Source organism: Mangrovimonas aestuarii, assembly GCF_028767185.1.
GTDB classification, from domain to species: domain Bacteria; phylum Bacteroidota; class Bacteroidia; order Flavobacteriales; family Flavobacteriaceae; genus Mangrovimonas_B; species Mangrovimonas_B aestuarii.
Genome location: NZ_JARACK010000001.1, coordinates 553,172 through 565,501, shown reverse-complemented (window position 1 = coordinate 565,501; position 12,330 = coordinate 553,172). Strand labels below are relative to the sequence as shown.

The following is a 12,330-nucleotide window of genomic DNA, read 5'->3' as shown; positions in this document are numbered from 1 at the left end:
AGAGTATTCTATGTAGTATTGACTGTTAACTAATTAACAAATCCCCAGTACACAACTACTATTTCTTTAAAAATCATTAATTTCGCAAACTTATTGGAACGACTAATATTATGAGTATGCGATTTCCTGAATACAAAGGACTTAACCTACCAGTAGTGGCCGAAGAAATTCTAAACTATTGGCAAGAGAATAATATCTTCGAAAAAAGTGTTTCTACCCGTGAGGGCAACGAACCGTTTGTGTTTTTTGAAGGGCCACCTTCAGCTAATGGATTACCTGGGATTCACCACGTAATGGCACGTGCCATTAAAGATATTTTCTGTCGCTATAAAACCCAAAAAGGGTATCAGGTTAAGCGTAAAGCAGGATGGGATACTCATGGTCTGCCGGTAGAGTTAGGTGTAGAAAAGGAATTGGGTATTACCAAAGAAGATATTGGTAAAACCATTACCGTAGAGGAGTATAACGAAGCTTGTAAAAAGGCAGTAATGCGTTATACTGATGTATGGAATAACCTAACGGAGAAGATGGGATACTGGGTAGATATGGAAGACCCATACATCACCTACGAGCCTAAATACATGGAAAGTGTTTGGTGGTTGCTTAAGAAGATTTACGATAAGGATTTGTTATATAAAGGTTACACCATTCAGCCATACTCTCCAAAAGCGGGAACTGGTTTAAGTTCCCACGAGTTAAACCAACCAGGGACGTATCAAGATGTAACCGATACTACTGTGGTGGCACAGTTTAAAGCTGTTAGAGAAACATTACCGGAGTTTCTTCAAAACCTTGGGGATATCCATTTCTTGGCTTGGACAACTACACCTTGGACTTTACCTAGTAACACGGCATTGACTGTTGGTCCAAAAATCAACTACGTTTTGGTTGAAAGTTTTAACCAATATACGTTTGAGCCAATAAAAGTTGTTTTGGCCAAAAACTTAGTGGGAAGTCAGTTTTCTGGTAAATTCATAAAAGCTGAAGACCGTTCTGAGTTAGAGGCATACTCACAAGGGGATAAAAAAATCCCTTTTTTAGTTGCTAATGAATTTAAAGGAGCGGATTTAGTTGGTATCCGTTATGAACAGTTGTTACCATTTGCACAACCGTTTGAAAATCCTGAAAATGCCTTTAGAGTAATTTCTGGGGATTTCGTAACTACCGAAGATGGTACCGGTATTGTTCACACAGCGCCTACTTTTGGTGCAGACGATGCCTTGGTAGCCAAACAAGCTACACCAGAAGTGCCGCCAATGTTGGTGAAAGATGAGAATGGAAATCTTGTTCCTCTAGTAGATTTACAAGGGCGTTTTCGTTCAGAAATGGGTGAGTACGCTGGTAAATATGTAAAGAAAGAGTATTATAACGATGGTGAAGCTCCAGAGAAATCTGTTGATGTTGAATTGGCTATCCAACTAAAAGAAGAAAATAAAGCATTTAAGGTTGAAAAATACAAGCACAGTTACCCTAACTGTTGGAGAACTGATAAGCCAATCCTTTACTACCCATTGGATTCTTGGTTTATCAAGGTTACCGATGTTAAGGAGCGTATGCACGAATTGAACCAAACCATTAACTGGAAGCCTAAAGCTACAGGTGAAGGACGCTTTGGCAACTGGTTGGCAAATGCCAACGACTGGAACCTATCTCGATCAAGATATTGGGGAATCCCACTGCCTATCTGGAGAACAGAAGATGGTAGTGAAGTAATTTGTATAGGATCGGTTGAAGAGCTTAAGACAGAAATGCAAAAAGCTGTTGATGCTGGTGTAATGCAAGCCGATATTTTTGCTGATTTTGAAGTGGGTAACATGAGTGAGGATAACTACGATAAAATCGACTTGCACAAGAATGTGGTTGATGGCATTACTCTAGTGTCGCCGTCTGGAAAGCCTATGAAGCGTGAAAGTGACTTAATAGATGTGTGGTTCGATTCGGGAAGTATGCCTTATGCACAGTGGCACTATCCGTTTGAAAATAAAGAACTGATTGATGAAGGGAAGAGTTTCCCAGCCGATTTTATAGCAGAAGGAGTAGATCAAACTCGTGGATGGTTCTACACTTTGCATGCTATCGGAACTATGGTATTCGATTCTGTAGCGTATAAAAATGTTGTTTCCAACGGATTGGTATTGGATAAAAACGGGCAGAAAATGTCTAAACGTTTGGGTAATGCCACAGATCCTTTTGATACCTTGGCTACTTATGGTCCTGATGCGACACGTTGGTACATGATCAGTAACGCAAACCCATGGGATAACCTTAAGTTTGACGTTGAGGGAATAGATGAAGTGAAACGTAAGTTCTTTGGAACTCTTTACAATACCTATTCGTTCTTTGCTCTTTATACCAATTTGGATAATTTCAATTATTCGGAAGCTGAAATCCCGATGGAAGAACGTCCTGAATTGGATCGTTGGATTCTTTCAGAATTAAATACCTTGATAAAAAAGGTTGATGAATATTTTGCCAATTACGAGCCAACTAGAGCGGCAAGAGATATATCTGAGTTTACCCAGGAGTATTTAAGTAACTGGTATGTTCGTTTAAGCAGAAGACGTTTCTGGAAAGGTGATTACCAAAAGGATAAGATTTCGGCGTACCAAACGTTGTATACCTGTATGTTAACAATAGCGAAACTTGGCGCGCCAATTGCTCCATTCTTTATGGATAAGCTTTACAGAGACTTAACATCTGTAGCACAAAAAGAAAACTTTGAGAGTGTACATTTGGCCGAGTTTCCAAAGTATAATGAAGCATTTATAGACAAGGCTTTGGAGCGTAAAATGGAACGTGCACAGAAAATATCTTCTTTGGTGTTATCGTTAAGAGCTAAAGAGAAGATTAAAGTACGTCAGCCATTACAAAAGATTATGATTCCTATAGACAACACTACTCAAAAAGAGGAAATCGTTGCTGTGTCAGATTTAATCAAACACGAGGTAAACGTGAAGGAAATTGAACTTTTGGAAGACGCATCAGACATTCTTGTTAAACAAATTAAGCCAAATTTCAAAACTTTAGGGCCTAGATTTGGTAAGGACATGAAATTGATTGCCAATGAAATAAGGAATTTTACCGCAACCGATATCAAAAAAATCGAACAAAATGGAGCCTTAGACGTTGAAATTAGCGGAAAATATATTACTTTAGAACTAGAGGATGTAGAGATTACATCGCAGGATATAGAAGGCTGGTTAGTGGCCAATGAAGGAGCTTTAACAGTTGCTCTCGATATTACGATCACAGATGATTTAAGAAGAGAAGGAATAGCAAGAGAGCTTGTTAACAGGATACAAAACTTAAGGAAAGACTCAGGATTTGAGGTAACCGATAGAATAGATATTAAACTCCAAAAAGACGATCAAGTCGTAAAGGCTGTTGATTCTAATTTAGAATACATAAAAGCAGAAACACTGACCGCCGATCTTGAAATAATGGATCAACTTGACAGCGGTATCGATATTGTTTTCGATGACATCAATACTAAGCTGTACATTAAAAAACATTAGTTATGGCAACAGTAGAAACAAACAACAGGTATTCTGATGCGGATTTGGCGGAATTCAAAATGCTTATCAAAGATAAGATTGAAAAAGCAAAGCATGATTTAGAGCTTATTAAAAGTGCTTACATGAATGATCTTAATAACGGTACAGATGACACATCACCAACGTTTAAGGCGTTCGAGGAAGGTAGCGAAACAATGAGTAAAGAAGCGAACTCGCAATTGGCTATCCGTCAGGAGAAGTTTATTCGTGATTTAAAGAATGCTTTAATCCGAATTGAGAACAAAACTTATGGTATTTGCCGGGTTACTGGTAAACTTATAAGTAAGGAGCGTTTAAAGTTAGTGCCCCATGCTACATTAAGTATTGAAGCTAAAAATTTACAAAAGTAATTTGTTTCTAAATAATAAAAATTACGCCTCTACAAGTAGTAGGGGCGTTTTTGTTTATTTGTTGAAGCTATTCTTTATGGTGGTTTCGTTGTTTTCTGTCTGTAATGTTTTTGCACAAAAACATATGGAAAAGAAATTGGATGCTTACGGACTTGAACAAATAGATATTAATGCCAATGCCGTTTCTGAAATTAGCGTTTCTACAGCCGATATAAATGAAATAGCTGTTAAGGCTTATGTTGAGGGTGAGTACAATGAAAACATTGTTTTAAATGTGGTTAGGGAGTCTGAAAAGATAAGTTTGAACTGCCAGTTTCAGCCCATGTTTACTATGCCAGACGATAAGTTGGCCGCACATAAAGTTACAGCTATTGTAATGGAAATTGTATTGCCAGAATCCCTTTCAATTTATCTGATAAGTGATATCTCCCATGTCACTCTTAGTGGAGTTTACAACTCATGTATGGTTGAATTGATAAATGGCTATTTGGAAGTTGATGACTTTGAAGGAGAGTTATTAGCCAATACAATTAGGGCAAATATGTTGATTAAGACGAAGCTAGGTCAGATAGAAGCATCAACCAAAACAGGGGTTGTAGAGCTGGGACTGTTGAAAAAAGGTTCTTCAAAATTCGTGTTAAATTCTATAGATGGTAATATCACAGTTTTAAAAATCGAATAATATTCTATTTTTGCCTAAACACATGAATTAATGACCTTAAAGAAAGCCTCACTTATTATCCTGCTGATTATTCTGTTAGATCAAATCAGTAAGGTTTACATCAAGACCAACTTTGTAATAGGTGAAGATGTAACCATTTTCAATTGGTTTAAAATCTATTTTGTAGAGAACGATGGGATGGCATGGGGGACTAAATTAAGCGATTTGTTGCCTTTTATCTCAGACCGTGTGGCAAAGGTGTTCTTAACGGTTTTTCGTTTGGTTGCAATAGTCGGTATTGGTTATTGGTTATACGATTCTGTTAAGAAAAAAGGCAGTACAATTTTGATAACTGCGATTGCCCTTATTTTTGCAGGCGCTATGGGAAATATTATTGATTCTGTTTTTTATGGTGTTGTATTCAGTGATAGTTTTGGTCAGGTAGCTAGCTTTCTGCCAGAAGGAGGTGGTTACGATTCTGTTTTGCATGGTCGTGTTGTGGATATGCTTTATTTTCCAATATGGAAAGGCTATTTGCCTGAATGGTTGCCTGTGTGGGGAGGAAAATACTTCACGTTTTTCCAGCCTGTTTTTAATGTAGCAGATGTGGCTATTAGCGTAGGTTTTGGTTTATTGATTGTTTTCAATAAAAAAGCTTTTGCTAAAAACTCACCAACCAACTAAAAATTATAAACTTTATTTGGAGTAACACAATAATCCAATGTAATATCGCCCTCATAAGCATCTTTAATTTTGGTTTCTGCCTCGAAAAACGATAATCCAATTTTGATAGCTTCAGCTTTGCATTGCGATAAAAATCTATCGTAAAACCCTTTTCCGTATCCAACTCGATGACCAAATTCATCAAAAGCTAAAAGAGGAACGAATACAACATCGATAATTTCGTTGGGAATAGGAACGCCGTCTACTGGTTCAGGGATATTGTATGTGTTCTTTTTTATTAAAGTGCTGTCTGTAAGTAAAATATGCTGCATGGTCATGGTTGTAAAATCACTTTTTGAAAGCACGATATTTTTGTCCTTACCCGCCAAAACATTCAGAATGTATTCAGTGTTTACTTCATGTTGCTCAGAAATAGATAGATAAATATGGAAAAAGGAAGCATTCCAAATGTTTAATTTAAGCAGTTGGTTGGCTATTTCAATGCTTAAATCATCAATTTGTTCCTGAGTTAAGCTTTTGCGTTTTTTCTTGTACTTGATTCGAAGTTCCGTTTTTGTCATGGCTTAAAAGGGCTTTCAGTTTTGTCGTAATATGAAATAAAGCATCACCTTGATATACAATTGGCGATTCATTTACATTGATAATATAACCGGAATACTCTGCCTTTACAAAGTGATTGAACTTTCCATAGGGATCAGTAATGTTTCCAATAATTTCGCCTTTTTTAACCTTAGAGCTTATTATAGCCGAAGGTTTAAACATCCCAGAGAAATTAGCTCGTTGCCATCTGCTTTCTCTAATATAAACCGATTGTTTTTTAGGGATTGATGCCTTAAATCTTGAAGACAACATGCCTAAATGCTTTAAAATACGTTTAGCACCATTAACTCCTGTGTTGGTAACGCTAGAGTCGATATGGAATGATTTTCCACCTTCAAATAATAAAATTGGTTTACCTAGTTTAAAACAAGTATTTCTAAATGACTTATTGATATTCTTGGTGTACAGGACAAAGGGGGCTCCAAAAGCGTGAGCGAGACTGTCAAGGTTTGGGTCGTTTTTCACAATACGTATCTGTGGCGCATTAAAACGACCAGCTCCTCCAGTATGGAAATCGACTATAAGGTCAACTTCAGGAATAACTTCGTTAATAAGCTTGTAGGCTACTCGGCTAGCCAAAGACCCATTTTCTTTACCAGGGAAAACCCTGTTTAAATCCCTTCCATCAGGGAAGTCTCTGCTTAATGTAATAAACCCGAAAACGTTTATTACTGGAATACAAATAATTGTTCCCTTTTTGGGTTTGTTGATTCCCTTAGCTATTATTTGTCTAACAATTTCAACACCATTTACTTCATCGCCATGAATGCCGGCTGTAAATAGTACTGTTGGACCAGGTTTTTTGGCGCGTTCAATAAATACAGGTACATCTACTGATGATGTAGTGTGTAGTTTAGCAACGTCAAATTCCACCTCTTTACTGGTTCCCAAAGGAATGAGGTGTCCCAGAATTTCCATTGTCTGGTCATGTTTGGCCATTATTTGTTGTTTCTGTTGCGCTCGATATAGGTGATGATGTGCTTGGCGATATTTTTTTCGGTTGCAGCCTCGATGCCTTCCAATCCAGGAGTAGAGTTTACTTCCAGAATTAGCGGGCCTCTTGCCGATTGCAACATATCCACCCCACAAACGGGAAGTTTCAAAGCTTTAGCAGCATTTAATGCGGCATGAATTTCTTCGTCGTTTAATTTATAGTATTGAGCAGAGCCCCCTCTGTGAAGGTTGGAGCGGAATTCGCCTTCTTTGCCTTGCCGTTTCATGGCACCGACAACTTTGTTGTCAATAATGAAAGCCCTTAAATCAGCTCCCTTGGCTTCTTTTATGTATTCTTGAACAATTACTCTTGCTTGTAATCCGTTGAAGGCTTCCAATACAGACTCGGCAGCATTTTTGGTTTCGGCTAATACCACACCAAGTCCCTGGGTGCCTTCCAAAAGCTTAATAATTACCGGTGTCCCCCCTACATGATCGATAACTTCCTCAACATCTCTAGAGTAGTTGGTGAATACGGTTTTAGGCATACCCAATCCTGCTTTGGAAAGACGTTGTAAACTTTTTAATTTATCTCTTGAATGCAAAATCGCATCAGAAGTTACAATGGTAAACACACCCATCATTTCAAATTGTCTCACCACGGCACAGCCATAAAAAGTTACTGAAGCTCCAATTCTGGGAATAATGGCGTCTATGTAATCTAGATGACGGTTTTTGTAAAAAATTGTAGGCTTTTGCTTTTCTATAATAAGATCGCACTTCAAAGGATCTATAACCTCTACTTTATGGTTACGCCTTTCGGCCTCTTCAATGAGTCTGTTGGTTGAGTATAGATTAGTGTTGCGCGATAAAATTGCTATGTTCATGATTGCTTTGAGTTGTACGAAACATTTTCTAAATCGACATCCACCAAAAATTTGCTTTTTAGGAATCGTCGGCCAATTAGTACGGGGAATTTCATGTCGTCCCGAGTGCTTAAAGTTAAGTTAATCTTATAAGTTTTTCCAAAAAAGATGACCTCTGATTTTATTTTAAATCTGTCTTCAATTTGTCCGTTACTACTTTTAACAACAGTTTTAGAGTATTCGGTAAAAATAAAGTCGTCTGTTTTAAAGTTAGGGTGTCCTTCGCTCTCAAAACTGCAAATCAAAGTATTGTCTTTTTCTATTACTTTGCTACAGTGAATGGAAGAAGTGTAGGCTCCTGTATCTATTTTTACATCTATGTCGTTCAGGTTGAGCATCGGGAAGTCCACGCGATCAATCCTGCCAATGGTTTTCTTTGTCATTTTGGTTTCAAAAAAAGTGGCGCAATGTAGTATAAAGTTCCAGAAAACAAATCAAATTTTAAAGTATTTTTAATAAGAATTTCCACATTCTCAGATTTTGATATCTTACCTTTGAAAATATGAGCGAAACACCTCTAGACATACAGTTGAAGACTTTGCCCGAATCGCCTGGAGTGTACCAGTATTTCGATGCTAAAGGGCAGATACTTTATGTAGGAAAAGCGAAAAACTTAAAGAAAAGAGTAAGTTCTTATTTTACCAAAACCCACGACAGTGGAAAAACCAGAGTTTTGGTTAAAAAGATTGTGGAGGTTAAACATATTGTAGTTGATACAGAAACCGATGCGTTGCTATTGGAAAATAACCTGATAAAAAAGCATCGTCCTCGATATAATGTGCTGTTAAAAGATGATAAATCCTACCCCTGGATTTGCTTAAAAAAAGAACGCTTTCCTAGGGTGTTTTCTACTCGTCGCGTAATTAAGGATGGTAGTGAATATTATGGCCCATATACCAGTGGTAAAACAGTATCTACTTTATTGGAGTTAATCCGAGGGGTATATCCATTGCGTACCTGTAATTACGATTTAACAGAGCATAAGGTTGAGGCTGGGAAGTACAAAGTATGCTTGGAGTATCATTTGGGGAATTGTAAAGGCCCCTGTGAAGGACTGGAAACTGAAGAGGAATACAATGCAAGTATTAAATCCATAAGAGAGATTTTAAAAGGTAATTTTAAGGATTCTCTAGTGAGATTTAAAGAGCAGATGAGGCAATATGCTGATGATTTGCAGTTTGAAGAAGCGCAAAAGATTAAGGAAAAAGTAGATGTGTTGGAAAACTACCAGGCCAAGTCTACCATCGTAAACCCTAAAATTAACAATGTAGATGTGTTCAGTATTGTGAGCGATGAAACCTATGGGTATATTAATTTCCTTCAATTGTCCTATGGATCGATCATCCGTTCACATACTATGGAAATTAAGAAAAAGCTTGATGAGTCTGATAAGGAATTGCTGGAATTAGCTATTACCGAAATTCGCCAACGTTTCCATTCACAATCCAAAGAGATATATGTACCATTTAATGTTGATCTTGGTGAAGGTGTAAAAGTTAGTGTCCCACAACTAGGGGATAAAAAACATATTGTTGATTTATCTATACGTAATGCCAAATATTACAGAATGGAGAGGTTCAAGCAAATAAAAATGACTGATCCCGATAAGCACGCCAATAGAATTATGGCTCAAATGAAAGTTGATTTACGATTGGGTGTTGAACCTAGACATATTGAATGTTTTGATAATTCGAATATTCAAGGGACCAATCCCGTAGCTGCTTGTGTAGTGTTTAAAAACGGTAAACCGAGCAAAAAGGATTACAGGCATTTTAACATTAAAACGGTAGAAGGGCCTAACGATTTTGCTTCTATGGAGGAAGTAGTATACCGCCGTTATAAAAGATTGATGGATGAAGGAGAGGATCTGCCTCAGCTTATTATTATCGATGGAGGTAAAGGGCAATTATCATCAGCTTTAAAAAGTCTTGAGCAATTGGGTTTAAGAGGGAAGATTGCAATCATAGGTATTGCTAAACGGTTGGAAGAGCTTTTTTATCCAGGCGATCCCATTCCGTTATATTTAGACAAAAAAAGTGAAACACTTAAGGTAATTCAGCAACTAAGAAATGAAGCCCATCGTTTTGGGATTGAACACCATCGTAACCGCAGAAGTAAAAGTGCATTAAATACCGAACTGGAAACAATTCCGGGAATTGGTGAGAAAACGGTTGTCGATTTGTTAAAAGCCTTTAAGTCGGCATCAAGGGTTTCCAAGGCGAAGCTCGATGAGTTGGAGGTTGTTATTGGGAAATCGAGAGCCGAAAAAATTTATAGCTATTATCATGAGAATTAAACCACTAAGCTTTTTTGTTCTATTTTTAGCATTTTTGCTGGCTTTTAATCTTCAGGGCCAGGACCTTGGTGGTGGTATTAAGGAGGATCAAGACATCAAGATAGGTTTGGTGTTAAGTGGGGGCGGAGCCAAAGGGATGGCTCATATAGGAACTTTAAAAGTGTTGGACAGTCTGGGGCTCCAAGTAGACTATATTGCAGGAACAAGTATGGGCGCTATTGTTGGTTCACTGTATGCTTCGGGGTATACAGGGAAACAGCTTGATTCTATTTTTAATTCAGTTGATTATGACGATATGATCGCAGACCATATTCCAAGAGCATCAAAAACATTTTACGAACGCGAAAACTCTGAGAAATACGCACTTACTTTACCATTCGATAAGTTTAAAGTGAGCTTGCCTTCAGCTTTATCCAGAGGTCAAAATACTTTCAATATGTTGTCGCGTTTAATGCTTCATGTATGTGATATAAATGATTTTGAAGATTTACCTATTCCGTTTTTCTGTATTGCAACCAACATAGAATCTGGTAAACCTGTTGTCATGGAGAAAGGGAGCTTGCCTCAAGCGGTTATGGCGAGTGGTTCGTTGCCGTCGGTTTTTCAGCCCATGATACTTAACGATAAAATTTTGATTGATGGAGGAGTGGTAAATAATTACCCAGTTGATGAACTAAGAGATAGAGGAATGAACGTAATCATAGGGGTAGATGTTCAGGATACATTGGCTACCCGTAAGGAGCTGATTTCTGCAACCGATATCCTTCAGCAGATAAGTAATTACCGCACCATTAATCATATGAAGGATAAAGCTCTTAAAACAGATGTTTACATTAAGCCAAGCATCAAGGAATATGGGGTGTTATCCTTTAGCCAAGGAAGGCAGATTATAGATAAGGGAGAGGAAGCTGCTTTAGGAAAAATAGAGGAATTAAAAACCGTTTTGGCAATGAAGACCTATGAGCCGAGAGTAAAACCTCAAATTAAACCAACAGATAGTTTAATTATCAATGGTGTTTCCATTTATGGAATGGACAGATACACTAGGGCATATATAATGGGGAAACTCAAATTGAAATCGAACAAGAAAATCAGTTATGACGATTTCAGAAAAGGGGTGAATAACTTAGTGGCTACCAATAACTTTGATAGTTTTATCTATGAATTTAAACCATCTAAAGGGATGGAAGGTTATGATTTGATAACTCATCTTAAAGAAAGTTCTGTGGAAACGTTTCTTAGATTAGGGGTGCATTACGACGACCTTTACAAGAGTGCGGCGCTAATTAACCTCACAAAAAAACACTTGCTTTTTGATAATGATGTCGCCTCTTTGGATATTGTTTTAGGGGACAATATTCGTTACAATTTTGAGTATTTTATAGATAAGGGATTTTACTGGAGTTTAGGAGCTCGATCAAGGTTTAACCAATTTCACAGAAATGTACCGGTTGAAGCATTAGTCCCGGAGGACAATGGTGCTCTTGGATTAAATAAAATAGATGTAGAGCTTAAGGATTTTACAAATCAGTTTTATGTCCAAACGCTGTTTAGAAGGGATTTTGCTTTGAGCATGGGTGCTGAACATAAGTATTTGAATATAGAATCTGAGACCTTAACTAATCTAGATGGAGAGCAACGTCGTACTTTCGAGAATAGTGTGTATTTAAGCTTGTTTGGCTCTTTAAAGCTTGATACATATAATAATAAATATTTTCCGTCCAAAGGGTTTTACTTTGATGGTGACTTTCATCTTTATGTGTATTCTTCCGATTACAACAATAACTTTTCCGAGTTTTCAATAGCTAAAGCAGACATCGGCTATTCCCATAGTCTAACTAATAGATTGTCAATCAATCTTACTACTCAGGGCGGTTTTAAAGTGGGGGAAAACCCTAATCCATATCTTGACTTTGTGTTAGGTGGTTATGGAAACAATTTTATCAATAACTTCATTTCATTCTATGGTTATGATTTTTTAACTATAACAGGGGATAGTTTTGTGAAAGGAATCATAACTGCTGATTTCGAATTCTATAAAAACAACCATGTTAATCTTTCAGCAAATTATGCTAATGTGGCAAACGATATTTTTAAAGATGGCGAGTGGTTTACCAGTCCAGATTTTTCGGGTTATGCAATTGGTTATGGTCTGGAAACGTTTTTGGGCCCAATTGAGGTAAAGTACTCTTGGTCTCCGGAAATTAAGGATAGTATATTGTTTTTTAACCTTGGTTTCTGGTTTTAGTTGTAAATGAAAATCGTCAGGCAGGAGCTTTACTATACCTATCTTCAGCGTCTTTTTATGTTCATTTTGAAAATGAGA

At 37.3% G+C, this 12,330-nt stretch carries 10 protein-coding genes; 6 read left to right on the top strand and 4 right to left on the bottom strand.

The genetic code is table 11. The features are described 5' to 3' along the window. Window positions 1–110: 110 nt before the first annotated feature. The 4 genes from ileS (at window position 111) to PWU04_RS02585 (ending at window position 5,249) form a co-directional block, all read left to right on the top strand. Window positions 111–3,515, top strand: a complete 3,405-nt coding sequence (gene ileS, locus PWU04_RS02600) for an isoleucine--tRNA ligase (protein ID WP_274474239.1) — start codon at window positions 111–113, stop codon at window positions 3,513–3,515. Window positions 3,516–3,517: 2 nt separating this feature from the next. Continuing rightward, entirely contained in the window at window positions 3,518–3,904 is a 387-nt protein-coding gene (locus PWU04_RS02595) for a TraR/DksA family transcriptional regulator (protein WP_274474238.1), read from the top strand. 124 nt (window positions 3,905–4,028) lie between these two features. Next, window positions 4,029–4,586 carry a hypothetical protein gene (locus tag PWU04_RS02590; protein WP_274474237.1) on the top strand — a complete coding sequence of 186 codons (558 nt, stop codon included), beginning with the start codon at window positions 4,029–4,031 and terminating at the stop codon, window positions 4,584–4,586. 30 nt (window positions 4,587–4,616) lie between these two features. After that, a complete protein-coding gene (locus PWU04_RS02585) occupies window positions 4,617–5,249 on the top strand; it encodes a lipoprotein signal peptidase (RefSeq protein ID WP_274474236.1) in 633 nt (210 codons plus the stop codon). Here the strand turns inward: PWU04_RS02585 and PWU04_RS02580 are convergent. From PWU04_RS02580 to PWU04_RS02565, 4 genes are read right to left on the bottom strand one after another with little or no spacing between them, the layout of a single operon-like run. After that, window positions 5,246–5,809, bottom strand: a complete 564-nt coding sequence (locus PWU04_RS02580; protein WP_274474235.1) for a 5-formyltetrahydrofolate cyclo-ligase — start codon at window positions 5,807–5,809, stop codon at window positions 5,246–5,248. The two genes, PWU04_RS02585 and PWU04_RS02580, sit on opposite strands and share 4 nt — an antisense overlap. Continuing rightward, a complete protein-coding gene (locus PWU04_RS02575; RefSeq protein ID WP_274474234.1) occupies window positions 5,742–6,788 on the bottom strand; it encodes a succinylglutamate desuccinylase/aspartoacylase family protein in 1,047 nt (348 codons plus the stop codon). The genes PWU04_RS02580 and PWU04_RS02575 overlap by 68 nt, the downstream gene beginning before the upstream one ends. Next, window positions 6,788–7,669, bottom strand: a complete 882-nt coding sequence (gene rimK / locus PWU04_RS02570) for a 30S ribosomal protein S6--L-glutamate ligase (protein WP_274474233.1) — start codon at window positions 7,667–7,669, stop codon at window positions 6,788–6,790. The genes PWU04_RS02575 and rimK overlap by 1 nt, the downstream gene beginning before the upstream one ends. Beyond that, window positions 7,666–8,091 carry an ATP-dependent zinc protease family protein gene (locus PWU04_RS02565; RefSeq protein WP_274474232.1) on the bottom strand — a complete coding sequence of 142 codons (426 nt, stop codon included), beginning with the start codon at window positions 8,089–8,091 and terminating at the stop codon, window positions 7,666–7,668. Before PWU04_RS02565 ends, rimK begins: the two co-directional genes overlap by 4 nt. Window positions 8,092–8,210: 119 nt before the next feature. On the opposite strand from PWU04_RS02565, the gene uvrC reads away from it, so the two are divergent. Together uvrC and PWU04_RS02555 are read left to right on the top strand one after the other, a co-directional pair. Beyond that, complete coding sequence (gene uvrC / locus PWU04_RS02560; protein ID WP_274474231.1) at window positions 8,211–10,004, top strand: excinuclease ABC subunit UvrC; 1,794 nt, start codon at window positions 8,211–8,213, stop codon at window positions 10,002–10,004. Beyond that, window positions 9,994–12,252 carry a patatin-like phospholipase family protein gene (locus tag PWU04_RS02555; RefSeq protein ID WP_274474230.1) on the top strand — a complete coding sequence of 753 codons (2,259 nt, stop codon included), beginning with the start codon at window positions 9,994–9,996 and terminating at the stop codon, window positions 12,250–12,252. Before uvrC ends, PWU04_RS02555 begins: the two co-directional genes overlap by 11 nt. Window positions 12,253–12,330: the final 78 nt, after the last annotated feature.

Bases quoted from the DNA above. Each gene is read 5' to 3' on its own strand.
- ileS (WP_274474239.1), top strand. From the start codon at position 111: ATGAGTATGCGATTTCCTGAATACAAAGGACTTAACCTACCAGTAGTG.
- PWU04_RS02595 (WP_274474238.1), top strand. From the start codon at position 3,518: ATGGCAACAGTAGAAACAAACAACAGGTATTCTGATGCGGATTTGGCG.
- PWU04_RS02590 (WP_274474237.1), top strand. From the start codon at position 4,029: ATGGAAAAGAAATTGGATGCTTACGGACTTGAACAAATAGATATTAAT.
- PWU04_RS02585 (WP_274474236.1), top strand. From the start codon at position 4,617: ATGACCTTAAAGAAAGCCTCACTTATTATCCTGCTGATTATTCTGTTA.
- PWU04_RS02580 (WP_274474235.1), bottom strand. From the start codon at position 5,809: ATGACAAAAACGGAACTTCGAATCAAGTACAAGAAAAAACGCAAAAGC.
- PWU04_RS02575 (WP_274474234.1), bottom strand. From the start codon at position 6,788: ATGGCCAAACATGACCAGACAATGGAAATTCTGGGACACCTCATTCCT.
- rimK (WP_274474233.1), bottom strand. From the start codon at position 7,669: ATGAACATAGCAATTTTATCGCGCAACACTAATCTATACTCAACCAAC.
- PWU04_RS02565 (WP_274474232.1), bottom strand. From the start codon at position 8,091: ATGACAAAGAAAACCATTGGCAGGATTGATCGCGTGGACTTCCCGATG.
- uvrC (WP_274474231.1), top strand. From the start codon at position 8,211: ATGAGCGAAACACCTCTAGACATACAGTTGAAGACTTTGCCCGAATCG.
- PWU04_RS02555 (WP_274474230.1), top strand. From the start codon at position 9,994: ATGAGAATTAAACCACTAAGCTTTTTTGTTCTATTTTTAGCATTTTTG.